Origin of the sequence: Acinetobacter chengduensis, from assembly GCF_003664645.1 — a bacterium.
Classification (GTDB): domain Bacteria; phylum Pseudomonadota; class Gammaproteobacteria; order Pseudomonadales; family Moraxellaceae; genus Acinetobacter; species Acinetobacter chengduensis.
Window position 1 is genome coordinate 1 of record NZ_RCHC01000026.1, and the last position, 25,347, is coordinate 25,347.

Below are 25,347 nucleotides of genomic sequence, written 5' to 3' on the forward strand. Positions count from 1 at the left end.
AAAAAAATTATCACATTTAAAAGATCTAACTGAAGATTTTGAAAGAGTTAAATCCGCCAGTATTAGATTGAGTAAAACAAATGCTTTGATTCTTAGTAAACATATTCTGGAAGTTCCGTACGCTGAAGAAATTGAAGATCCTGTATTACGTAATACATTGCTAGAGGCTTGGGAATGGAAACGTCTTGAGATTTTTGTAATGGCCATCAGTAATACAAGTCAAATTGAAAATTTGTATGAGCGCCGTCGTATACACGAGAAGAATCTATCTCAAAATTACGCTCAATTGGCAGCAAACAAGACATGGTTGGCATTAAAGGAAAATGCCTCAGACAAAATTTTAGTTGCATTACAGCGTTATAAAATTGCTGTACAACACTATGGAAAAGGGACAGGTAAGAATGCTCCACGTTATAGAAAAGATGCTCAAGTAGCCCTTAAAGAGGCAACAGCAGCTATTCCTTGCTGGGTCATGTCACATCTTCAGGTATCTGAATCTATGCCTGCTGAATTAGGCCTTTTTGACTTAGTGATTGTGGATGAGGCATCACAATCATCAATTGATGTATTACCTGTTTTAATGCGTGCTAAAAAATTATTAGTAGTGGGGGATAATAAACAAGTTTCTCCGAGTAATGTCGGTCTAGCAAGCGCTCAAATTGATGTATTAAGAAATCGTTATCTACATGGTCAGCCACATGCTGCATATTTAACCCCAGATATGTCTTTATACGACATGGCTTCTTCTATCTATGAGTCAAGTGTGATGCTTCTAGAGCATTTCCGCTGTCATCCTGCGATCATTAGTTACAGCAATAAAAACTTTTATGGTAATCGTATTAAGCCAATGCGACTATCGAAGAAGTCTGAGCAGTTAAGCCCAGCTTTAGTCGCAATTTATACATCGCAGGGATATAGAGAATCTAAAAACAGCAAACATATTAATCGAATAGAAGCGAAAGCAATTATTGAGGAAATGAAGCTACTTTTTAAAGATGAACGATATACGAATAGATCAATTGGCGTGATCTCGTTGCTAGGTCCAGCACAGGCTGAGTTCATTCAATCAGAAGCTTTGAATGAGTTTGGCGCAGGAACTCTTACTCAGGTTCAATTTGCTTGTGGAGATGCTTCAGCATTTCAGGGTGCAGAAAGAGATATTATTTTCTTATCTATGGTAGCAGATCCTGAGAATTGTCATGCTTTGAGTCGATCTGATCATGAACAGAGATTTAACGTGGCTGCAAGCCGTGCTCGTGAAAGGATGTATCTTGTCCACTCCGTGAATCGTGATCATATATCTCCAAAAGATCTAAGGCTGAATTTACTCAATCATTTTTATGATTTGCAAGAAGATCAAAAAGCATCATTTGAAGCAAAATTAGACTTGTGTGAATCGGAGTTTGAAAAATCTGTATTTACGACACTTCATGAAATGGGTTACACAGTTACTCCACAGGTTAAAGTTGGAAGCTATCGAATCGATTTAGTCGTTGAGTCAGATGGTGATCAGCGTTTGGCTGTTGAATGTGATGGTGATAGCTATCATGGGCCGGAACAATGGCATGATGACATGACTCGTCAACGTGCTTTAGAACGCGCAGGATGGACATTCTGGAGATGCTTTGCATCGAGTTGGTCCATTGAACGTGAAAATATGATTATGTCATTAAAGGAAAAACTTGATGCAATGGGTATAAAACCTACACATGGAATGAGTAGCTTAACTCAAGATGTAGAACACAAAGTGTGGGTAGATGCCGAATCTGAAATGAGTGCGGAAAGTGACATCGAGAAAGATTTGTTAATTCTTTAATTGTACTAGCTTGTATTTAAATGGATTCGCTAGCGGACACTTACCTAACTAAAGATTACAGTAGTAATCTTTAGTTGTTCAAATTAATTTGGGTGAAAATGGGTGCAACATTTTCTTTTTATCTTACTAAAGAAGATGTTAGCAATGATTTCAACTCCCACCACCTCCTCCATCAAGATTCTTAAAACCCTAAATCTTTTGATTTAGGGTTTTATTAGCAAGACTTCCTCTTATATTAAGTATTATCTGATTTATTCTTTATGAAAATAAATTTCATCTACAGATCATAGACCTTAATGGGATTTAATCATGGGATTCTCTCAATAATCATTGCGATACCTTGTCCTATTCCAATACACATAGAACATAAACCGTATCGACCATTTGTATGCTCTAATTGATTAAGTGCTGTAAGCACCAAACGTGCCCCTGATGCACCTAGAGGATGTCCAATAGCAATGGCTCCTCCATTAGGATTTATACGAGAATCATCATCAATTAATCCTAGATCGCGTGTAACTGCTAAGGCTTGTGCAGCAAAAGCTTCATTCAGTTCAATTACGTCCATTTGATCTAGAGTTAATCCTGTTTGAACCAGTAATTTTTTAATTGCAGGGGATGGGCCAAACCCCATAATTCTTGGTTCTAATCCTACAACTGTGGCCCCAATAATCTTAGCACGTGGTTTTAATTGATATTGTTGAACTGCTTGTCCTGAAGCAATGAGTACTGCAGCTGCTCCATCATTGATGCCTGAGGCATTGCCAGCTGTTACGGTGCCTTCAGCATTCACCACAGGTTTTAATTTAGCAAGGCCATCTAAAGTTGTAGATGCACGTGGATGTTCATCTATTTTTACGACAACATCATCACTTTTTTTCTGTGGTATATGTACAGGAACAATTTCTTTATCAAAAAAACCTATTTTCTGAGCATTTGCTGTTCGTATTTGGCTTTGATAAGCAAATTTATCTTGATCAGTACGGCTGATGCCAAATTGTTTTGCCACGTTTTCAGCAGTTTCAGGCATAGTATCGATGCCACATAATGCTTTAATTTTGGGATTAATAAAACGCCATCCCATTGTTGTATCTTCAATTTTTTGACTACGTCCGAAAGCGGTATCAGCTTTTCCCATCACATATGGGGCACGGCTCATACTTTCTACACCACCTGCAATTACTAAATGAGCTTCGTTTGATTTAATACTACGTGCAGCCATTGCTATAGCATCTAAGGAAGATCCACATAGACGATTGATGGTTGTAGCAGGGACTTCGTAAGGTAACCCTGCTAATAATGCAGACATGCGACCTACATTCCGGTTATCTTCTCCTGCCTGATTCGCACATCCATAAATTACGTCATCAACAAGTTTCCAATTGATTGTTGGGTTACGTTCTATAAGAGCCTTTATCGGTAATGCACCTAAATCATCGGCTCTGATTGTGGATAATATACCTGCGTAACGGCCAAAAGGGGTTCTAATCGCATCAATAATATATGCTTGTTCCATTACATTATTTCCTATAATTCTTTAATACTTGTGACATTAAAAATGTTTTATGCAATTTTTTGAAATGCTCTACGTACGGACAGAAGATCAAACCATTTTTCAATATGAATAAATGATTTGAAAATAGAAGGATCTATGGGAAGCTTCTTTAAACTGATGAAATAGCTAGCGAGGGCTATATCAGCTATCGAAAATTGAGAGCCACTGACATAAGCGTATTGAGCTAAATGCTGTTCTAAAATGATTAGCTTGTTTTTGAGATCGTTTAATGCCTGAGAAAGAAGTAAAGGGCTTCTTTGTTCAGTAGGAAGTTTAACCGTATTGAGTATTAATACTCTGAATATTGGGGTGATTGTACTTAAGCACCAATCAAGCCATTTTTCGGCATCATATCGATAATTTCTCTCTTGAATATACAGAGAATTCTGGCCATGTTTTTCATTTAAATAACGTAAAATTGTATTGGATTCCCACAATACAACATCTTGGTCGATTAAACATGGCACTAGGCCATTTGGATTAAGGGCAAGATATTGTGGTGTGTTCGTTATTCCAAATGATCCACCAGCAGGAATATGTTCAAAATTTAGATCCAACTCATGTAGACACCAAAGTATTTTTCGGACATTAGTTGAATCCTGTCTACCAAATAGACGAATCATTATGATCTCTCTTCATTATTTTTGTTCCGCTTTCTTAACTTCCTCTTCAATAGTTTTTGCTGCTTTACTCAATATATTCACAATAGTTTCACTATTTATTAAATTAAATCGTTTAACAGAACCTACTACGCTTAGAGCAATTGGATATGCTTTATTAGAATAGATAATTGGAACTGCTATAGCTCCTAAATGTGATTCTAATTCGCCTTTAGAAGCATAGTAGCCCTGTTTTTTCACTTGATTTAATTTCTCAAGAAACTCTTGTTCATTATCTGCAAAGCCTGAGGCCTGAAACTCATTTGAAAACTTTTGATAGATTGATTTCTGAATTTTAGGAGCAGTAGAAGCTAAAATAATTTTAGGTGCTGCTCCAGCATAAATTGGTCGAGGTCTACCTCGACCATATGCTAAAAGATTAGAATCTCTATGGCTTTCATGATGAATATCAATACAATAATCTTCATAAAATTGAGTTAAGCAACAACTAAATTCAGTCTGCTCAACAATATCGAGCATTAGAGGAACACTAAAACGGATAATAGGGTTAGATTGTTGAGAAATATAATCCATAACCGAAATACGTGGACCAAACGTATATTGTCCCCCGTGTAAACGTTGTAATAAGCCATGTGCCACGAGATCTTTAATATAGCGATAACCAGTCGGTTTAGAAAAATTCAATTTCTCACAGATAGTGTCTGCATCCAATACAGGTTCTTGGATTGTAAAAAGTGTCAAGATATTTAGCATGTTATCGGATGTAGACATTACAAAACTCAATTTACTGAATAGACATTAATTGTCGCATTCTACCTTCCCATTCAGATCTTTGGCAAAAGCCAGGCAGCCTTTTTGCATGATCTTCAACGATCTTCATTAATTGCTTTGGATCTTGCAACAAATCTACAGGCACTTTCATAGGCTGAGATACATACCAAGGAGTATCAACAAATAATTCCAAACGGTTGCCTTCAGGATCAGGAGCATAAAATGAAATTGCATTCCCATGGGTAATTGCATCTAAGTTTGGAATGTTTAATTCAATAAATTTTCTATATGTATCCTGTAGAGCTTCCAAAGAATCTGCTTCTAATGAAATTTGATTAATTGGATTGAAAATATTTTCATCAGGGCGGCCACTTGCCAACACAATCTGATGATGAGTTTTCGGATCACGGCTTAAGAAAACTAGTTTCACTTCACCTCGTGGTGTATTTAAAAGACCACGGTCTGTTACAAAGAATCCTAGAGTTTCCGTATAAAAATTCTCCATTTTTTCAACGTCTTTGACATAAATCCCAATGTGACTAAATTTAAATCCTTTCATGATCTTTCTCAATAATTGATAAAAATGTTGACACAAGATATATTGTTTGCCAGTATTGTGTCAATTATTATTATTTATTGATAATAATTTTCACTCTTCCAAGGATGATTTCAATGAAATTAGTAAGTTTTAGTGTTAATGGTCAGCAAAGCTTTGGTTTAGTCAAAGATGAGTCGGTAATCGATCTAAAAAAACATCTTGACGGTAAATATGAAGATTTAAAAAGCTTGCTTGCTGAAGATGATTTTTTAAGTATTGTTAAAGCGAAAGCTGATGCTACTGCTGACTACACATTAGCTGAAATTGAATTTGAGCCTGTGATTCCTAACCCAGGACAAATTTTCTGTATTGGTCTGAATTATGCGGATCACGTACAAGAAACCCAAAAACAAGTAACTGAAAAACCAGTAATTTTCTTTAGGCTTGCACCATCACAAGTAGGTCATAAACAGCCTTTGTTGAAACCTGTTGAAACTGAAAAATTTGACTATGAAGGCGAAATTGCTGTTGTTATTGGTAAAGGTGGTCGCCGTATTGCTAAAGAGGATGCATGGGATCATATCGCAGGCTATTCTTGCTATAACGATGGTTCAGTACGTGATTGGCAGTTACATACAGCTCAATGGGGCCCGGGTAAGAACTTCTTTAAAACAGGTGGTTTTGGTCCATGGTTGGTTACTACAGATGAAATTCCTGCCAATAAAACTATGACCTTGGTTACTCGTGTAAATGGGCAAGAATTGCAGCGTGCACAAACCACCCAGCTTATCCATGATATTCCATCTTTAATCAATTATATCTCTACGTTTACTCCACTTAGTGCGGGTGACGTAATTGTAAGTGGTACGCCAGGCGGTATTGGCCTGAAACGTACACCACCAGTGCTTCTAAATGAAGGTGATGTAGTTGAAATCGAAGTCGACAAAATCGGCATCTTAAGCAACGTTGTAAAGAATGACGGTTAAGATATTCTGGGCTTTTTAGTGATTTAAAAAGCCCTATTTTTAAGGGAATAAGTCATGGATTTAAAACAACATTATGATGTAGCCATCGTCGGCTATGGTCCAACTGGCGTTACGCTTGCGAATCTTCTTATTAAATTAGGTCTGGAAGTTTTAGTGATCGAGCGTGAAGCTGAAATTCTTCAACTTCCACGAGCTATTCGCTTTGATGCTGAATGTATGCGTGTTTTTCAGACTATAGATGTAGCAGAACAGCTTGAACAAGAATTAGAACCAGGCCCAGGCATGAAGTTTTTTGATGCTGATGACAATCTTTTGATTACATGGGAAAGACCAATTACAAAAGGCCTAAATCAATGGAGTTCAGCTTATCGTGTTCATCAACCAGATTTAGAAAAAGTTTTACGCAAAAAAATCGAGCAACATCCACTATTGACCTTAAAGCTTAGACATGAAGTTTATAAGATTGATGAAGAAGCCGATCAATGTGCTATTTACTTCGAAAATCTAGCAAATGGCACTTTATTAAATACCACAGCAAAATTTGTAGTGGGTTGTGACGGAGCGCGATCTTTAGTGCGTCGTCTTATCGGTACAACTTTTGAAGACCTAAATCTCCATAGTCGTTGGTTAGTAGTCGATTTTATTGCAAAAAATAATAAAAATGATTTAGGTGATTATAGTATCCAATTCTGTAATCCAAAACGGCCAATGAGCTATATCAAGGGCACAGGACAACGTTTGCGCTGGGAAATTATGGTTCTGTCTGAAGATAATGCACAGCATCTAACCCAACCTGACACTATCTGGTCTTTGTTAGGTGATTATATCCAACCTGAAAATGCAATTATTGAGCGTGCTGCAGTTTATACATTTCATGCATTACTCGCTAAGCAATGGTTTAAAAACCGTTTAATTATTGCAGGGGATGCTGCTCATCAAACTCCTCCTTTTATGGGGCAGGGCATGGCTGCCGGTATTCGTGATGCGTCGAATTTAGCCTGGAAAATTCATGAAATGATTCGTCATCAATCGACAGAATTATTAAAAAGTTACCATGATGAGCGTATCGCACATGTTAAAGAGTTTATTGAAGGTGCAGTAAGTTTTGGAAAAATTATTCAAAACTATTGCGAAGATCAGGAATATCAGCAAAAAGTTTCTGAATTGAAAAACTTCATTACTCCAGTACCAAAATTGGGACAAGGATTTTATCAAAACCAATATGCTGCAAATGGTCAAATTGCTCCACAGTTTAAAGAAGGGAATACCTTAACTGATGATCTCATCGGCTATCAATTTAGCTTATTTGTTTTGCCAGAATTCAAAGATGAAATTGAAGAACTTGATCTTACAGATACTGAATATCTAAATATCATCTATGCCAATTCTGTAGAGATTAAAAAATGGCTCCAAGAATTGAATGCCCATGCCGTACTGGTACGTCCCGATCGCTATGTTTTTGGACAAGCTTCAGAAACTCAAAGTATCGAACAATTATTAAGAGAAAGTCATATTTATGACGTAGTCACACAATAAATATTAGGCGAGTGATTCGCCTAATTTATTTAGAGTTTAAAGGAAGAAACTATGGATACACTGCACAGTGATTATCAGAAACTCAATCCGTCTGAGAAAAAAATAAAACTCGATCATACCATGACAAAAGTCAGACGTAAGTTACTGTACTTTTTGTTGATTCTATTCATTTTCTCATTTCTAGACCGTATTAATATTGGCTTTGTAGGTAAAGAGCTTAGTGCTGATTTAGGTTTGACTGCACTCAGCTTTGGCTTGGCTAATACCATCTTTTATGTGTTTTATATTTGTTTTGGTATGCCTAGCAATGCCATGCTTAAAAAGTTTGGCACAAAAATTTGGATTGGTTCCATTATCATTGTATGGGGTATCGCATCAAGCTGCACTGCTTTTGCTACTGATGAAAAATCACTCTATGCCATTCGGGCCATTGTAGGGATTGCTGAAGCAGGTTTTATGCCTGGCATGCTGTTATATCTTACACAGTGGTTTCCATCTAGCCATCGTTCCCGGGCTAATGCCATATTCATGTTAGCAATGCCATTTACTGCTATGTTTGGCGCAGTAATCACGGGCTATATTTTGAACCTGCATAATTGGCATGGATTTGCAGGATGGCAATGGGTCTTTATTGTTGAAGGCTTGCCTTGTGTCATCTTAGGCTTAATAGTGTATGCAAAATTACCCAACAAACCAAACGATGCTACTTGGCTTACTACTGAAGACAAAATGGTCTTAAATGGTGCCTTAGAGGAAGAAAGACTTCATAGTGAACAATTAGCTCCTGTGCAAAAAGACTCAACATGGGCTTTCCTTAATAATTCAGTATTACGCTGTGCGCTGGTGTATTTCTGTATTGTGACGACCTGTGGCATGGTTAATATTTGGGTGCCACAAATTGTCTCAGCCGCATTACCAAACTTAAGTTCAGTTACGCATGGTATTGTGGTTGCCATTCCTCATCTTGTTACCATCATTGTTTTATTCTTGCTGTGTTATCACTCAGATAAAACCCAAGAACGCTACTGGCATACTTTTTTCCCGATGATGCTTGGGTTCATTGGTTGGATTATGGCTGCCTATTTAAATGCGCCAATCCTGCAAATTGTAGGCCTATGTTTAGCGTGTATGGCAGGTTTTAGTACCATGGGAATCTTTTGGGCATTCGCTGATGAAAGCTTATCCCATACTCATAAAGCGATGGGAATTGCCTTTATTAATGCTTGTGGTAACTCAGCAACTATCGTCAGTTCATTCTTGATCGGTTATTTAAAAGACCTCACACAATCCTTTGCTGTAGGCATGTTATATGGCAGCGCATTAATGCTAGTTGGAGCCATTGTCATGTTGACCTTTACCATTAGAAAAATGCCTCAAAAAACTGTTTTAAAAGGACAAGCCTAATATGAATAAAGTTCATCATTCTGCTTATGAGCTATTACAAAATATCCCAAATAGCGCAACCATTTTAATCGGAGGTTTTGGAACCGCAGGACAACCTGCTGAACTTATTGATATTTTAATTGAAACAGGGGCAAAAGATCTGACCATTGTTTGCAATAACGCAGGTAATGGAGATTATGGGTTAGCCAAATTATTAAAAGCAGGGTGTGTCAGAAAGATGGTTTGTTCTTTTCCTCGTCAGGCTGACTCATATGTGTTTGATGAGCTTTATCGTGCCGGTAAAGTTGAGTTAGAACTTGTACCCCAAGGTAATTTAGCATGTCGTATTCAAGCTGCGGGAATGGGTTTAGGAGCAGTATTTACACCGACAGGGTTCGGTACATTACTGGCGGAAGGTAAAGAAACTCGACATATAGATGGTAAAGATTATGTTTTAGAGTATCCAATTAAAGCTGATTTCGCATTGATTAAAGCTCATAAAGGAGATCGATGGGGTAACTTGGTTTATAACAAAGCTGCACGCAATTTTGGTCCAATCATGGCTATGGCTGCTACAACTACGATTGCACAAGTCGCAGAAGTCGTTGAGTTAGGTGAGTTAGATCCCGAACACATTATTACACCAGGTATTTTTGTGAATCATGTAGTTCAAATTTAACGTATAGGAATAATATCAATGACTTATAAAAAACTATCTCGAGATCAGATTGCTGCGCGTGTAGTACAGGATATTCCCGATGGGGCTTATGTCAATTTAGGGATTGGCGTACCTACACGTATTGCAAAATTTATCCCTAGCGATAAAGAAATTTTCCTACATTCTGAAAATGGGCTATTAGCTTTTGGGCCTCCACCAGAGGCAGGCAAAGAAGATCCTGATTTAATTAATGCAGGTAAAGAATACGTTACGATGTTGATAGGTGGAGCATATTTTCATCATGGGGATTCATTTGCCATGATGCGTGGTGGACACTTAGACATTGCTGTACTGGGGGCATTTCAGATAGCTGCAAATGGTGACCTGGCTAATTGGCATACAGGAGCACCAGATGCTGTTCCTGCAGTTGGTGGAGCAATGGACCTAGCTGTAGGTGCAAAGAAAGTTTTTGTAACCACAGAGCATACGACTAAAACTGGCGAGCCAAAAATTGTGAGTAAGTTGACTTATCCTTTAACAGGAAAATCCTGTGTTGATCGAATCTATACTGATTTATGTGTGATTAATGTCGAATCAGATGGATTAAAAGTCATTGAAATAGTAGAAGGCGTCAGTTTTTCTGAACTACAGTCTCTTACTGATGCACCTTTAATTGATATGACCTAAAACAAAAGGCTGCTTAAGGTGGAACCTTATCAGCCAAATTCCTTTATTTCATTTTCAGGAAGAAATTACATGAAATTTAATCAACTCCTTTTAGGGGTATTGACCCCTTTTGTCTTAAATTCTGTTTGCCACGCAGATTTAATTAATGATGGTACAGCAAGTTTAAATTTAAAGAATTTTTATTTTGACCGTAATTTTGAAGATCAGCAGACAAAAGATTTGAATAACTGGTCACAGGCAGCAACATTAGAAATTAAGTCAGGATATACGGACTCTCCTATACAGGTTGGTTTGGATTTATCTGCACGTTATGCCTATCGTTTAAGTTCAGCTAAAAATATCGTGGATAATGTAATGCCCTACGATGAAGCTAAACAAGAACAAGCCCAAGATCAGCTCAAACTGGGAGCAACAGCTAAATTTAAATACAGTAAAACAGAATTAAAAATTGGTGAAGTCATTCCACGGCTGCCTATTATTCATACTGATGTTGCTATGCAGTTACCTACAACATTTTTAGGGGGTATTCTCGAATCCAAGGAAATAGATCAAACTAAAATAACTTTAGGCCGCTTGACTAAAGTAAGTGGACGTAATTCGGAAGATTATTCTAAATTTCAATTAGTAAATGGCAAAAACAAAGCTTCTTCAGACGGTTTTAATTTTGCAGGAGTTGATTATGATTTTAATCAACAGCAAGTACGTTATTTTTATGCAAAATTAGAAGATATATATGACCAACATTTTTTAAGTTATGAATTTCGCCATCAATTTAATCCTCAAATGAATTTAAAGTCTAATTTTTATATTTTTGACTCTTATGATTCAGGCGACTCTTTGGAAGGGCATATAGATAATCAGGTTTACGCCACTATTAATATGCTTCAATTCGGTAATCATACGTTTGGTTTAGGGTTTAAGCAGGTAGCGGGTGATCAAGGCTTCCCTCTTTTAGCAAATTGGGTTCCACAAGTTTATTCAGCAAATTGGTCTGTAGGTACTTATATGCAGAAAAATGAGCGTTCATGGCAAATACGTTATGATTATGATTTTAAGGATACTCCTTTGATAGGACTAAAATCGATTCTACGCTATTACGATGGAGGTAATATTGAAACTGCACAGACCAGCAATGGTAAGGAAAAAGAATTAGATTTGCTTCTCAATTATGAGTTTCAATATCCAAAGTTAAAAGGTCTGAATTTCTCTTGGTTGTTAGCAGATTATAAAAATTCAACAGCTAAAGATTATATTGAAAATCGTGTTGCTTTATCTTATCAATATAATTTCTAAATCTACTCCTAAAATACGATTTTTATAGCTATGTCATCTCTTCTCCTAATTTTTATTGGGAAGGGATGGCACAATAAGATAAGCAAATTCGATTTTAGCTTACCAATAAGGATCAGACTGTTGGTGAAGCTTTATTAGATCGCATAGTTCATCGTGCTCACGTGTTTAATTTAAAAGGTCAGTCTATGAGGAAAAGACGTGGTAAAAAAGTTTTAGAATCGTGATGATCTCCTGTCCAAGTTAAACAACACTTTGGTTTGCTTATAAGTAGACCAAAGTGTCCAAGTTAAACAAGAATGAGTGTCCAAGTAACTATTGATTTCGCACAATCTAATCCGCAAAGTTTATTAAGCTTTGAACAAAGCCTGTAACCATGAGTAAAGAGAGTCGAAATAGCGATTTGATCATTAAACAGCACTGAATCGCGGCATCGGCATAAGTTTGATTGCGTCCGTGTTTGCCTTGTGCTTGAGCATACCATTGAGTCGTAGGATCAAACCAAATCGCGATATTTCCTCGATTTATTAATGCTCGGTTATAAGTGGACCAATTGGTTGTACGGTAGATTTTAGATGCCTAGCTTCTTCATTTGGAAATTATATTGCTGAATAAGCCTTCAAGAATAGGTTTGTGCAACAAGACCGTATTAAATGTATATGTGCTAAAATTAGTATACCATTTCAAATCCTGTTAAGGATTTGAACAAAATAAATTTTTTGATTCAATGCACTAAATCTAATTTGGGTATAAAATGGGTACAGGAAAAATGCTATTGGCTTTATGTTTAATAAATCAATAGCTTAGTTCAATTGACGCCATCTCAAAAAATTAGCCTAAGTTTATATATTAGCCAATAAATAAAAAATAATTATTTTTTATAACATTCCATCTTGTAGTTAGATTTCCAATCTCAGCACCCTAAGGCACTGAGATTACCTAAAAAATTAAAAATGCAGAGTTAATTAATAACTTCGGCATGTGCGGGTATTCGTTCTAACGCAAACATACACCAAATAATGTATTTGGGTATGTGATGCATTGCTTCGCAAAATTATCTGAACATTACATGTTTGGATAATTCGGACCACCACCGCCTTCAGGCGTTACCCAGGTGATATTCTGAGATGGATCTTTGATGTCACACGTCTTACAGTGAACACAGTTCGCCGCGTTGATTTGTAAACGCTTATCACCGTCATCATTTTTCATGATTTCATATACACCAGCAGGGCAATAGCGCTGAGCAGGCTCATCCCATTTAGGCAAGTTTACGTTTACAGGCATAGAAGCATCAGTCAGCTTCAAGTGAGCAGGCTGGTTTTCTTCATGAACTGTGTTTGACACGAAAACTGAAGATAAACGGTCGAATGTGATCTTGCCATCCGGTTTTGGATAGTTTGGCTTCACATTGTTCACTTCAACAGATTTCAGTGCGCTGTAGTCAGGCTGTAAGTCATGCAGCGTAAATGGCACTTTAAAGATGTTTTGATCGATAAAGTTGAATGCACCACCACCGAATGTACCAAACTTATGCATTGCAGGGCCAAAGTTACGAGCATTATAAAGCTCTTCTTTTAACCAGCTGTTGTTGAATTTCTCAGTGTACGAAGTTAATTCTTTCGCGAAGAAATCTTCACCTTCAGTCACACGAGCAATAGCAAGGTCACCGCCTTTTTCTACACCGGCAGCAATTGCTTCAAAAACAGCTTCACCGCACAGCATGCCTGATTTCATGGCAGTATGAGAGCCTTTGATTTTTGCAAAGTTCAAGAAACCTGCATCATCACCAATTAAAGAACCGCCTGGGAATGTGAATTTAGGCAGTGAGTTGAAACCGCCTTTTACAACAGCACGCGCGCCATAAGAAATACGCTTACCACCTTCAAGGAATTGCTTGATCAGTGGATGTGTTTTCCAACGCTGCATTTCCATAAATGGATACATGTGTGGATTGGTGTATGACAAGTCAACGATCATACCCAGCGTCACTTGGTTGTTTTCAGCGTGGTATAACCACCAGCCACCTGAAGAACCTGTTTCAGTTAAAGGCCAGCCAGCACCGTGCATGACCGTACCTGCTTTATGTTTTGCAGGGTCGATTTCCCAAAGCTCTTTAATACCAATACCGTAGTGCTGCGGATCAGCATCTTTATCTAAATCAAATTTAGAAATGAGGCGTTTGCCTAGATGACCACGGCAACCTTCAGCAAATAACGTGTATTTTGCGTGAAGTTCATAGCCTGGGGTAAAGTTGTGCGTCGGTTCGCCATCTTTACCAATGCCCATGTCGCCAGTTTGGATGCCTTTTACCGTACCATCTTCATGATACAGAATTTCAGAAGCAGCAAAGCCTGGGAAGATTGATACTTCAAGTTCTTCTGCTTTCGTACATAACCAGCGAACCACGTTGCCCAATGAAATGACATAGTTGCCGTCATTGTGCATGGTTTTTGGCACCATCCAATGTGGCATTTCCTGAGACTTTTCATCAGACAATAAGAAATAGGTTTTGTCTTCAGTAACAGGCACATTTAAAGGCGCGCCTTGTTCTTTCCAGTCTGGGAACAATTCATTGATTGCACGTGGTTCAAGCACAGCGCCAGACAGAATATGTGCACCTACTTCGGAGCCCTTTTCCACGACACAAACGGACAAATCGTTCAGGTTATTTTCAATTGCAAGTTGACGGATTTTAATCGCAGCAGAAAGCCCCGCAGGACCTGCACCAACAACGACTACGTCAAACTCCATCGATTCTCTAATTAAATCTTCCATAATCGTGAAACCAAATTTCGCTTAGCGGTATTATATCGTTGGTGTACACTTTTTGGAAGCGCGATCATGGCAAAGTGTTCATAAAAAAAGCCTCATATAGAGGCTTTTTTTAGTCACTTAAGTTTTAAGATTTTTGAGGGTCATATTGTTTTTCTTTGATGAACAGCGCAGGGATCACACCACAGATGAAGTATGCTGCGCCCATTACAAGGAAACCAAGACCAATCGAACCACCACTTGCTAAATAACCGATTGCAGCAGGTGCAATTGCAGCACCTAAACGACCTACATTATATGCACCACCGATCGCTGTACCACGTACATTGGTTGCAAAGCTTTCAGTCATATATGTTGCATTTACGCCATATGGAATACCATATAAGAAGCCGAAAATTACAAGTAAATATAAGATGTTTTCTGGTGAGTTATAAAAGACGATGAGTGGTAGGAAAATCGCTGTACCAATTGCACCAAATGCATAGGTAAAACGACGTCCAAGTTTGTCTGCCATATAGCCTGCAAGAATTTTACCCAAGATCATTGCGGTATATGTACCCACCATATATGCCGTCATTTCCTTGAATTTCATACCTAATTCACTTTCAAGATATGATGGCATCCAGTTATTTACACCATAGTAACCGAATTGCAAGAAACCTGCTGTTAATGCCCAAAGGATGAACATATTGCGGTTACGTTTGTCTTGGAAAATTAGTTTCCATGTCGATTGTTCGTTAGTATTGGATACTTCAACTTTCTTAAAGCGGTTTTCTTGCCATACAGCTGGTTCAGGAACCATGTAATGCATCATGATTGCCAAAATAATAGGCAAAGCAGCAACATAGAACAGCATTCGCCAACCGTGGTCTGGAATGAGCCAACCAGCTAGTAATGTTGCAACAATATAACCGACTGTCCAACCTGCTTGAAGTGTGCCTAAAACGGTTGTACGGAACTTGGTTGGAACGTATTCCGCCATTAACGTGTTACATGCGATATATAAAGAGCCTAACCCTAATGATGCAAAGAAACGTAATGCACCAAACTCTAAGAATGAGTTTGTAAAACCTAAGCCACAAGTCAGTGTAGAAAATAATAAAATTGAGATAACAACAATGCGCACACGTCCAAATTTATCGCATGCCCATCCACCAAAAATACCACCAATTGCCATACCAGCAAGGGTGAATGTACCCAACATACCTGCCTCTACAGGAGTTAAGCCAAATTCAGCTTTGATACTATTTAACCCGAATTACGGATAAGAAAAGCCCTTGAAAAAAAGGTAGTTAGAGCCATTTAGAAAGTTACGACACAACCCAAAGGCTCTAACTACCATGTACGATTTTACAGAAATTTTTTGTATTGTTGATGATTTTTTCAAAAAATTTGAACCCATCTATTGGCAATTTCTCAAGCAAGAAAACAAACGTCAACGTATCAGACAAGCAACGCTATCTTTATCAGAAATTGTGGCTATCTCCATCTACTATAAAACATCTCAAGTACATAATTTTAAGATGTTTTTTAACTTGCTTTGTCAGTTTGAAGGCAAACTCTTTAAAGACTTGCCTTGTTATAAAAACCTGATTCCCCTCATCAATCAGCACCAACTTGCTATTCATGCTTTGCTTTATGCGTTGAGCCAAAAAGATGAAAGTTCATATTTATGGATTGATTCAACACCTTTACCTGTTTGTAAAAATAAAAGAATCCCTAAAGGTCATCATGCTTTAGATGAGATTGCTTCTCGTGGTAAAAGTACGATGGGCTGGTTTTATGGTTGCAAATTACACTTGCTGATGAATCAAGAGGGTGAAATTGTAAATTCAGATTTATCAAACGGACATATTGCTGATCTTAAAAAAGTTGAGGATTTAGTGAATGGCTTATCAGCAACGGTCTATGGTGATAGAGGCTACATTAGCCAACCATTGAAAGAAACACTTAAAGAGCAAGGCATTGATTTAATTACTTATCCAAGAAAAAATATGAGAGTGACCTTATTGCCATTTTCTGATGAATTTCATCTACGACAACGTAAAAGAATTGAAACATTGATAGGATTATTGAAAGAAAAATATCACTTAGTTACGAGTAAACATCGTTCGATTGCTGGTTTTTTAGCAGGCGTATTTTCTTCACTATGTGCGTATCAACTTTGCCAAAAGAATAAGCCTAAAATTCATGTGATTAAATCTTTGGCTTATCCGTAACTGGGGTTATTTAAGCTGTAAGACAGCAGCATTAAATCAGCACCATCAACCAATAACGCAAGGAATGCGAATATAAAAGCAACTTTCCATGTGTTAGGACCGATTTTTGAGATCGAATTCTTGATCGTCATAATCCTTTACCTTCATAAAAAAAAGCTGGGCCGCAAGGAGATGTTGACCCAGCCAAAACGGTTACTGGGTAACTTCACGTATCATGTTACGCGCAATAATCACTTGTTGAATTTGAGTTGTACCTTCGTACAAGCGGAATAAACGGACGTCACGGTAGAAGCGTTCAATTGCATATTCATTGATATAGCCAGCACCGCCATGAATTTGCACGCCGCGGTCAGCCACACGACCACACATTTCAGTTGCAAACATTTTTGCGCAAGAGGCTTCCGTACTTACATTTTGACCCGCATCACGGCGACGAGCTGCATCTAGAACCATGCATTTTGCAGCATAAATTTCAGCTTTTGAGTCTGCAAGCATGCCCTGAATTAGCTGGAAATTTGCAATGGCTTGACCAAATTGTTTGCGTTCAACGGCATATTGAAGTGAGTCATCCAGCATGCGTGTTGCAGCGCCAACGCTTAAGGCAGCAATATGAATACGGCCTTTATCTAAAACCTTCATCGCTGTTTTAAATCCAACACCCTCTACACCGCCAATAAGAGCTGAGGCTGGAATACGGCAGTTTTCAAAGATTACGTCACAAGTATGCGCCCCTTTTTGGCCCATTTTTTTATCACGCTTGCCCAATGAAATGCCAGGTAATTTGCTGTCCACAATAAATGCAGAAATTGCTGCAGCACCTTTAAGCTCTGTATTGGTACGCGCCATCACTGTAAATACGCCAGCATGTGGAGCATTGGTAATAAAACGTTTAGTACCGTTTAAAATGTACTCATCGCCATCTTTAACCGCTGTTGTTTTAAGTGAAGCTGCATCCGAACCAGAGTCAGGTTCTGTTAAGCAGAAAGAACCAATAATTTCGCCACTTGCTAGTTTTGGCAGGAAATATTGCTTTTGTTCTTCAGTACCATCAATGATGAGGCCTGATGCACCAATACCATTATTTGTACCAATTAATGAGCGGAAAGCAGGAGAGGTACGGCCCAATTCAAAAGCGATGTAAACCTCTTCTTCCATGGTTAAGCCAAGGCCTTCATATTCTTCAGGAATAGTTAAACCAAATAAGCCTAGCTCTTTCATTTGCTGGACGATTTCTGCTGGAATTTCGTCAGTTTCGGCAACAATTTCTTCATTTGGTATTAATGCGCCTTCAACAAATTGTCGAATCATATCAACCAATTGGTTTAAGGTTTCCTGATCACGAACCATGATCTCACTCCATATTTAGGATATTTAACTTGAACCGCAAATCAACACGGTGATCAAGATCTACACAAAACGATTTAGGCGGATATTAATCAAAAGCAAAACTCGAATCAATATATACGAAAGTATATTTCGCACAGCGGTATTTTATATTTTGTGTGGTTTTTATTTTAAATATCTGTTTTAGAATGTTATTTAAAAATTACATGGCACTATAAAAAAATTAATTCGTCAAATTTAGAATTTACAAAGCCATTAAAAGATGTATATTGTGTATTAAATACCGCTGTGCGAAATGAGATAATTATGGAAAGCACCCCAATATTGAATATTAGCCTTCAGGAAGATGGCGTTGCCGTTGTTCAATTGCATCGTCCAGAAGCGCGTAATGCTTTAAACCTAGAATTGCGCCAAGCGCTGTCAGAGACTTTTCAAGATTTAAGTCAAAATGATGCTGTGCGCGCGATTGTCATTACTGGTGGTGACAAGGTTTTTGCTGCAGGTGCAGATATCAAAGATTTTACAACTGCAACGACTGCGCAGATGTACTTACGTCATACAGAGCAATATTGGCAAAGCTTGGTAGATTGCCCTAAACCGATTATTGCTGCTGTAAATGGCTATGCATTGGGCGGTGGCTGTGAGTTGGCCATGCATGCAGACATCATTATTGCAGGTCAATCGGCAAAATTTGGTCAGCCAGAAGTCAAATTAGGCTTAATGCCTGGCGCTGGCGGTACACAGCGTTTACTGCGTGCTATTGGCAAATTTCAAACCATGTTGCTGGTGCTTTCAGGCAAGTTTATTTCCGCAGAAGAAGCTAATCGTATGGGCTTAGTATCAGAGGTTGTGGAGGATGAGCAAACAATTTCACATGCAATTGCATTAGCAAAAACCATCGCAAGTTTTTCACCAATTGCTGTGCAGCAAATTAAAGAAGTCACGAACCTTGGGCAGGATCAATCGCTGCAAGGCGCGTTGGCGCTTGAGCGTAAAGCATTCCAAATTTTATTTGATACCAAAGACCAAAAAGAAGGCGTAAATGCTTTCTTTGAAAAGCGTCCTGCGCAATACACTGGAGAATAAGACATGAGCATTCAATCTATGGCGCTCATAGGCACAGGTGTGATGGGCATGGGCATTGCGCAAATTGCAGCGCAAGCAGGACTCGAGGTGCGTTTGTTTGATGCCAAAGCAGGTGCTGCCGAAGCAGGTTTAAATAAACTGAAAAGTACATTACAAAAACTACAAGCGAAGGGTAAGTTTAGCGAAGAGGCTTTAAATGAAACTTTAGCTCGCTTTAAAGTTCTAGACAGTATTGATCAAGTTGCTGGCGTGGACATGGTAATTGAGGCCATCATCGAGAATCTAGAGATTAAGCAAAATTTGTTTAAACAGCTAGAAACGATTGTATCGAGCGACACAATTTTAGCGACAAATACATCATCACTTTCGGTAACCGCAATTGCATCAAACCTTGAGCATCAAGACCGTATGGCAGGATTTCATTTTTTTAACCCTGTTCCATTAATGAAAATTGTGGAAGTGATTGCAGGCTTAGCGACTGAAGAAACAGTCGTCGCTGATTTGCTGGAACTGGCACAGCGTATGGGGCACTTTGGTGTCCGTACGAAAGATACGCCTGGATTTATTGTCAATCATGCTGGCCGTGCCTATGGAACTGAAGCGTTAAAAGCATTAGGCGAGGGCGTTGCCAGTATTTCGGAAATTGACCGTATTTTACGTGAAGGCGCTGGTTTTAGAATGGGACCGTTAGAACTTTTTGATTTAACCGCACTTGATGTATCTCATCCAGTCATGGAGTCGATTTTTAATCAATTTTACCAAGAAGACAGATACCGTCCGCATGCATTAACACGTCAAATGCTGGCAGGTAAAAAGGTTGGCCGTAAAGTTGGAGAGGGCTTCTATAAATATCAAGATGGCCAAAAAACCAATGAAGAGCCAATTCAAACTGTTCCTGCAATTACGGTATTCAGCCCAGTCTGGATTAAAGCGGATTGTGAACAAGATGCGGCGATTTTACGTGACTACTTAAACGAAAATGGTTTCATTATTGATGCTGCAGAAAAGCCTGCAGTCGACAGCTTAATTGTTTTAGCAACATACGGTGAGGATACGACCACAGCAGCATTGCGCTTTGGCGTGGACGCAACACGGGCTGTCAGTATTGATTTACTAACGGACTTTACTAAGCACCGTACTTTAATGCCTTCGATTGTTACACAAAAATCGTATGTAGATCAGGCGCATGCAATCTTTGCTAAAAATGATCATGGCGTAACTGTAATTGCTGAAAGTATAGGTTTTGTGTCGCAACGTGTTTTAGCTATGGTTGTGAACTTGGCGTGCGATATTGCACAGCAGCAAATTGCAACAGCATCGGATATTGATAAGGCCGTCAAACTTGGTTTGGGCTATCCGCATGGACCGATCTCTTGGGGAGATGTGCTAGGTGCACAGCGTATTTTACTTATTTTAGAGCGTATTTTAGCCAATACAGGCGATCAGCGTTATCGTCCAAGTCCTTGGTTGAAGCGTCGTGCTCAATTAAATATCTCATTACTTCACACTGCAGCGGTTTAAACGAATATAAGGATACTTTCATGTTAAATGCATTTATTTATGATGGATTACGTACACCATTTGGTCGTCATGCAGGTGACTTAGCAACAATTCGTCCTGATAACTTGGCTGCTGGAGTTATTCAGGCATTAATTGAAAAACATAATTTAGCGAATAATATTTACGATGATGTGATTTTGGGTAATACCAATCAGGCGGGTGAAGATAGTCGAAATATTGCACGTCATGCGGCTTTGCTAGCAGGTTTAGATGTAAAAACGCCAGCTCAGACGGTAAACCGTTTATGTGCTTCTGGTTTAGCAGCTGTGATTGATGCTGCGCGTGCGATCAGCTGCGGTGAGGGTGAAATTATCATTGCTGGCGGTGTGGAGTCTATGTCCCGCGCGCCATTTGTATTTGCAAAGTCTGAAAAAGCTTTTGGCCGTGATTTTAAAGTGTTTGACTCAGCCATTGGTGCACGTTTTCCAAACCCTGCAATAGAAAAGCAATTTGGTGATGACACCATGCCAAAAACGGGTGATAACGTTGCAGTTGAATATGGTGTTAGCCGTGAAGATGCAGATACATTTGCGGCAGCTTCACAAGCAAAATATGAATCTGCGCGTAACGATGGTTTCTTCGAAGGCGAAATTAGCCCAGTTGAAGTTGCTCAAGGTCGCAAATTACCGCCTAAATTAGTAGCAGTTGATGAGCATCCACGTCCTTCGTCTAATATGGAAGCGTTGCAAAAACTGAAACCATTGTTTGCAGATGGTGTGGTGACTGCGGGCAATGCATCTGGTGTTAATGATGGTGCAGCCGCACTGATTATTGGTTCAGCAGAAGCAGAACAGACCTTAGGCTTTAAGCCGATTGCTAAAATTTTATCGTCAGGCGCAGCTGGTATTGAACCGCGTATTATGGGTGCTGGCCCAGTAGATGCAATTAAACTTGCATTAAAACGTGCCCATTTAACTTTAGATGATATGGACATTATTGAGATTAATGAAGCTTTTGCATCTCAAGTTTTAGCTTGCTTAAAAGGTTTAAATGTATCTTTGGATGATTCTCGCGTCAATCCAAATGGCGGTGCAATTGCTGTCGGTCATCCATTGGGTGCATCGGGTGCGCGTTTGGCCTTGAGTACAGCACGTGAATTAAAACGTCGTGGTCAAAAGTATGCCGTGATCAGTTTATGTATTGGTGTGGGACAAGGTCTCGCAATGGTTATTGAAAGCGTATAAGTAGGAAAAACACATGGGTGCATTAGAGGGTATTCGCGTACTTGATTTAAGTCGCGTACTAGCAGGTCCGTGGTGTGGTCAAATCTTTGCAGATTTAGGCGCAGAAGTAATAAAAGTGGAACGTCCAAAAACGGGTGATGACACCCGCATGTGGGGTCCGCCTTGGATGAAAAATGACAAAGGCGAAGATACACGTGAAGCTGCTTACTACCAGTCTGCTAACCGTAATAAAATGTCAATTGCCATTGATATTGCCTCACCTGAAGGTCAGGAATTAGTCCGTGCTTTAGCGGCAGAATCAGATGTATTAATTGAGAATTATAAAGCTGGTTCTTTGAAAAAATACGGTTTAGATTACGAAACTTTAAAAGAGATTAATCCGCGTTTAGTTTATTGCTCAATTACTGGCTTTGGACAAACAGGTCCACGTGCACCTGAACCAGGTTATGATTTTATCGTGCAGGGTATGGGCGGTTTAATGTCTGTGACTGGTGAGAAAGATGACCTACCTGGCGGTGGCCCGCAAAAAGTAGGCGTTGCATTTGCTGATTTAACCACTGGTTTATATTCAACAATTGCGATTCAGGCAGCATTGCTTAATCGTCATATTACAGGTTTAGGGCAGCATGTAGATATGGCATTGCTGGACGTGCAAGTAGCTTTACTTGCTAACCAAGGCATGAATTACTTAGCTTCAGGCAAAGTGCCGGGACGTTATGGTAATGCACATGCGAATATTGTTCCTTATCAGGTGTTTAGAGCTAAAGATCAAGACTTTATTATTGCATGTGGTAATGACAAGCAGTTTGTTGCTTTAAGTCAAGCGATTGGTTTGCCTGAATTGCCTGAAGATCCACGCTTTACAACAAATGCCTTACGTATTAAACATCGTCAAGAAATTGGTGATTTGCTAGCAGCGCATTTTTTAAGTGGTACTGCAAAACACTGGGTAGAGGCGATTCATGCCGTGCAAGTTCCAGTAGGTTTGATTAATAACCTTGAGCAAGCATTCCAAGAACCGCAAGTTCAAGCACGTAATATGTTGATTGAAATGGAGCATCCATTAAAGGACAAATTACAAGTGATAGGTTCACCGATTAAGTTGTCACGAACGCCGGTTGAGTATAAAAAAGCGCCACCAATGCTTGGTGAACATACGGATGAGATTTTATCGCGTGTGGTGAGTGCTGAGCAGCTAAAAGACTTAAAAGAAAAAGGAATTATCGCTTAGAGCTATTTTTTTATTATTTAAAGTTTAGAAAAAACAGCAACTTTTTATCAAAGTTGCTGTTTTGCTATATAGGTATTAACTATATTATAATTTCGCAATGCGGTACGCTTATTGAATATTTAGAGATTTTTGAATGACAGACGGTACAGATTTGCAGCAAGAAGAAAAATTGTTGGCTCCTTTGCGCCACGAACTTTTGCATCCAATTGAAGACATGCAAGAGGAAAATGATCGTCAATACATTACTGCGCTTGCGCGCGGATTAGAATTATTACGCTGTTTTACACCTAAGCATCAGCATTTGGGTAATCTGGAACTGTCGCAGATGACTGGCCTTCCAAAACCAACCATTACACGATTAACGCATACATTGTCACGTTTAGGTTATTTAAAACAGGTTCCAAATTCAAGCAAATATCAGCTCTCTGTTGGGGTTTTGTCCTTTGGCTATTCAATGCTTTCGAATGTGTCGATCCGTTCGATTGCACATCATTATATGAAAGAACTGGCTGACTATGCAGAGGCTGCTGTTGCCATGGCGACCCGTGACCGCTTGAATATGATTTATCTAGATGTAGTGCAGGGTAAAGGCAATGTCACAATGCGCCGTCAAGTGGGAACCTATTTACCCATTCACCTCAGTTCGGTTGGCCGTGCTTGTTTAGCAGCTATGCCTGAAGATGAACGTGAATTTTTGCTAGATGCCATTCGCTCAAAGCATAAAGACGAGTGGATTAAAATTAAGCGTGATTTAGATCAATCCTTTAAAGATTATCAAGATTTTGGCTATTGCTTTTCGGTTGGTGAGTGGCATAAAGATGTAAATTCTGTTGCTGTGCCATATTTTCATGAACAGCATGGCTTATTGGTCTTTAACTGTGGTGGGCCAAGTTTTATTTTAGGCCGTGAAAAATTGGAGGATGAAATTGCGCCAAGGTTATTACACATGGTGAATAACATTCGTAATGAAGTAGGTTAATTTCATAGGGCTTTATTGCACAAATATTCAAAATTAAAATCTCCCATACCTACTCATATTTAAGTGACAACTTGGGTATGAGGGCGACCTAATTCTGTGAATGTATTTAAGACAGCTATGCGTGCATGAATCTCATTCACTTGACTATCAAAATTTCTTGAGCAGAGTTTATCGCCTAGTAATTTAATACAATGCATCTTGGTTTCAACCAGACTTCGCCGATGATAGCCTGACCATTTTTTCCAGAGTGTCCTGCCTGAGAAGCATTGCTTCGCAAGATTAACCGTTCGCAGGAGTTCATTTCGCTCTCGTGAATGAGCTTTTATATCTTTCCAGGGCTTTGCATTTTTTCTAGGTGGAATCACTGCATACGCTTGCCGATCTGCAATGACCTGACGGCATCGTTTTGTGTCATAAGCACCATCTGTATAGGCAGAATCGATTTGTTCATCTAAAGGGATTTAAACAAGTAAATCTTCCAGTAACTGTGAATCACTGACATTATTTGTCGTAAGCTGAACGGCACGTATTTGAAGGGTTTCAGCATTGATACCAATATGAAGCTTACGCCATTGGCGACGCTATTCAGGTCCATGTTTTTTATGCTTCCATTCACCTTCACCTAAAAACTTTAGGCCAGTAGAGTCTAAGAGTAGATGGAGACCACCACTACTTTTTTGATAGCAAATTGCAATATCGTTATGCCTTTGTCTTCTGCACAGTGTGGAGTAATCTGGCGCTATCCAATCTAATCCACAAAGCTTAATCAGACTTTGGACAAAGCCTGTGACCATTCGCAAATATAATTTAAATAAAGATTTGATCATCAAGCAACATTGAATAGCCTTATCGAAGTAAGTTTGATTCCGACCATGTTTGCCTTGTGATTTTGCATACCACAGGGTCTTTGGATCGAACCAAATAGCAATATTCCCACGATTAATGAGAGCTCTGTTATATGCGGGCCAATGAACCGTACCGGGTTTGTCGGAGACCAACTTTCTTGAGAGAATGTTCCAATGACAAAACCAAAATATACCCCTGAAATCAGAGAAAGAGCGGTTCAATTATTGATTGAATCTGAAAAAGATTATCCTTCTACTTGGGCTGCAATCACAGCTATTGCACC

At 38.9% G+C, this 25,347-nt stretch carries 19 protein-coding genes and 5 pseudogenes; 14 read left to right on the plus strand and 10 right to left on the minus strand.

Features of this window, described 5'->3' with window-relative positions:
- A partial coding sequence (locus D9K81_RS16355; RefSeq protein WP_121523715.1) for an AAA domain-containing protein occupies positions 1-1,816 on the plus strand: 1,816 nt, incomplete at its 5' end.
- Positions 1,817-2,123: 307 nt separating this feature from the next.
- On the opposite strand, the gene pcaF is transcribed toward D9K81_RS16355, so the two are convergent.
- Genes pcaF through D9K81_RS16375 form a run of 4 tightly spaced genes read right to left on the minus strand, consistent with a single transcriptional unit; the run spans position 2,124 to position 5,321 of the window.
- Positions 2,124-3,332 carry a 3-oxoadipyl-CoA thiolase gene (pcaF, locus tag D9K81_RS16360; RefSeq protein ID WP_121523717.1) on the minus strand — a complete coding sequence of 403 codons (1,209 nt, stop codon included), beginning with the start codon at positions 3,330-3,332 and terminating at the stop codon, positions 2,124-2,126.
- A 47-nt stretch (positions 3,333-3,379) separates the two neighbouring features.
- On the minus strand, positions 3,380-3,994 hold the full coding sequence (locus D9K81_RS16365) for a glutathione S-transferase family protein (protein ID WP_121523719.1): 615 nt from the start codon (positions 3,992-3,994) through the stop codon (positions 3,380-3,382).
- A gap of 15 nt (positions 3,995-4,009) precedes the next feature.
- The gene (locus tag D9K81_RS16370) at positions 4,010-4,762 is read right to left on the minus strand and encodes an IclR family transcriptional regulator (protein WP_121523721.1); all 753 of its coding nucleotides are present in this window, start codon (positions 4,760-4,762) and stop codon (positions 4,010-4,012) included.
- A gap of 13 nt (positions 4,763-4,775) precedes the next feature.
- Positions 4,776-5,321: a VOC family protein gene (locus tag D9K81_RS16375; RefSeq protein ID WP_121523723.1), complete on the minus strand. Its 546-nt coding sequence runs from the start codon at positions 5,319-5,321 to the stop codon at positions 4,776-4,778.
- Positions 5,322-5,434: 113 nt separating this feature from the next.
- Between D9K81_RS16375 and D9K81_RS16380 the strand changes: the two genes are divergently transcribed.
- From D9K81_RS16380 to D9K81_RS18700, 7 genes and pseudogenes are all read left to right on the plus strand, one after another.
- Positions 5,435-6,286 carry a fumarylacetoacetate hydrolase family protein gene (locus D9K81_RS16380; RefSeq protein ID WP_121523725.1) on the plus strand — a complete coding sequence of 284 codons (852 nt, stop codon included), beginning with the start codon at positions 5,435-5,437 and terminating at the stop codon, positions 6,284-6,286.
- A gap of 54 nt (positions 6,287-6,340) precedes the next feature.
- A complete protein-coding gene (locus D9K81_RS16385; protein WP_121523727.1) occupies positions 6,341-7,822 on the plus strand; it encodes a bifunctional 3-(3-hydroxy-phenyl)propionate/3-hydroxycinnamic acid hydroxylase in 1,482 nt (493 codons plus the stop codon).
- A gap of 51 nt (positions 7,823-7,873) precedes the next feature.
- Positions 7,874-9,226 (plus strand): MFS transporter, encoded by a 1,353-nt coding sequence (locus D9K81_RS16390; RefSeq protein WP_121523729.1) that lies wholly within the window; start codon positions 7,874-7,876, stop codon positions 9,224-9,226.
- Position 9,227: 1 nt separating this feature from the next.
- Positions 9,228-9,884 carry a 3-oxoacid CoA-transferase subunit A gene (locus tag D9K81_RS16395; RefSeq protein WP_121523731.1) on the plus strand — a complete coding sequence of 219 codons (657 nt, stop codon included), beginning with the start codon at positions 9,228-9,230 and terminating at the stop codon, positions 9,882-9,884.
- Positions 9,885-9,902: 18 nt separating this feature from the next.
- Entirely contained in the window at positions 9,903-10,550 is a 648-nt protein-coding gene (locus D9K81_RS16400; RefSeq protein WP_121523733.1) for a 3-oxoacid CoA-transferase subunit B, read from the plus strand.
- A gap of 69 nt (positions 10,551-10,619) precedes the next feature.
- Positions 10,620-11,843, plus strand: a complete 1,224-nt coding sequence (locus D9K81_RS16405) for an OprD family outer membrane porin (protein ID WP_121523735.1) — start codon at positions 10,620-10,622, stop codon at positions 11,841-11,843.
- Between the two features lie 119 nt (positions 11,844-11,962).
- Positions 11,963-12,067: pseudogene (locus tag D9K81_RS18700) on the plus strand (ATP-binding protein); the annotation flags it as partial.
- Positions 12,068-12,171: 104 nt separating this feature from the next.
- Here D9K81_RS18700 and D9K81_RS16410 read toward each other — a convergent pair.
- The 3 genes and pseudogenes from D9K81_RS16410 to D9K81_RS16420 form a co-directional block, all read right to left on the minus strand.
- Positions 12,172-12,410 (minus strand): annotated as a pseudogene (locus D9K81_RS16410) (transposase); the annotation flags it as partial.
- A gap of 495 nt (positions 12,411-12,905) precedes the next feature.
- Positions 12,906-14,618 (minus strand): electron transfer flavoprotein-ubiquinone oxidoreductase, encoded by a 1,713-nt coding sequence (locus D9K81_RS16415; RefSeq protein WP_121523737.1) that lies wholly within the window; start codon positions 14,616-14,618, stop codon positions 12,906-12,908.
- Positions 14,619-14,742: 124 nt separating this feature from the next.
- Positions 14,743-15,873 (minus strand): annotated as a pseudogene (locus D9K81_RS16420) (MFS transporter); the annotation flags it as partial.
- A gap of 82 nt (positions 15,874-15,955) precedes the next feature.
- Here D9K81_RS16420 and D9K81_RS16425 point away from each other — a divergent pair.
- Positions 15,956-16,834 (plus strand): IS982-like element ISAba4 family transposase, encoded by an 879-nt coding sequence (locus D9K81_RS16425; protein ID WP_121523741.1) that lies wholly within the window; start codon positions 15,956-15,958, stop codon positions 16,832-16,834.
- A 5-nt stretch (positions 16,835-16,839) separates the two neighbouring features.
- On the opposite strand, the pseudogene D9K81_RS16430 reads toward D9K81_RS16425, so the two are convergent.
- Both D9K81_RS16430 and D9K81_RS16435 read right to left on the minus strand, forming a co-directional pair.
- A pseudogene (locus tag D9K81_RS16430) lies at positions 16,840-16,965 on the minus strand (MFS transporter); the annotation flags it as partial.
- Positions 16,966-17,026: 61 nt separating this feature from the next.
- The gene (locus D9K81_RS16435; RefSeq protein ID WP_121523743.1) at positions 17,027-18,181 is read right to left on the minus strand and encodes an acyl-CoA dehydrogenase family protein; all 1,155 of its coding nucleotides are present in this window, start codon (positions 18,179-18,181) and stop codon (positions 17,027-17,029) included.
- A gap of 303 nt (positions 18,182-18,484) precedes the next feature.
- Here D9K81_RS16435 and D9K81_RS16440 point away from each other — a divergent pair, with 303 nt between their 5' ends.
- From D9K81_RS16440 to D9K81_RS16460, 5 genes are all read left to right on the plus strand, one after another.
- Complete coding sequence (locus D9K81_RS16440) at positions 18,485-19,264, plus strand: enoyl-CoA hydratase (RefSeq protein ID WP_121523745.1); 780 nt, start codon at positions 18,485-18,487, stop codon at positions 19,262-19,264.
- Positions 19,265-19,267: 3 nt separating this feature from the next.
- Positions 19,268-20,785 carry a 3-hydroxyacyl-CoA dehydrogenase gene (locus D9K81_RS16445; RefSeq protein ID WP_121523747.1) on the plus strand — a complete coding sequence of 506 codons (1,518 nt, stop codon included), beginning with the start codon at positions 19,268-19,270 and terminating at the stop codon, positions 20,783-20,785.
- A gap of 20 nt (positions 20,786-20,805) precedes the next feature.
- A complete protein-coding gene (locus tag D9K81_RS16450) occupies positions 20,806-22,008 on the plus strand; it encodes a 3-oxoadipyl-CoA thiolase (RefSeq protein WP_121523749.1) in 1,203 nt (400 codons plus the stop codon).
- Positions 22,009-22,021: 13 nt separating this feature from the next.
- The gene (locus D9K81_RS16455) at positions 22,022-23,239 is read left to right on the plus strand and encodes a CaiB/BaiF CoA transferase family protein (RefSeq protein ID WP_121523751.1); all 1,218 of its coding nucleotides are present in this window, start codon (positions 22,022-22,024) and stop codon (positions 23,237-23,239) included.
- Between the two features lie 133 nt (positions 23,240-23,372).
- Positions 23,373-24,218, plus strand: a complete 846-nt coding sequence (locus D9K81_RS16460; protein WP_121523753.1) for an IclR family transcriptional regulator — start codon at positions 23,373-23,375, stop codon at positions 24,216-24,218.
- A gap of 59 nt (positions 24,219-24,277) precedes the next feature.
- Here D9K81_RS16460 and D9K81_RS16465 read toward each other — a convergent pair.
- Positions 24,278-25,216, minus strand: a pseudogene (locus tag D9K81_RS16465) (IS5 family transposase).
- Positions 25,217-25,347: the final 131 nt, after the last annotated feature.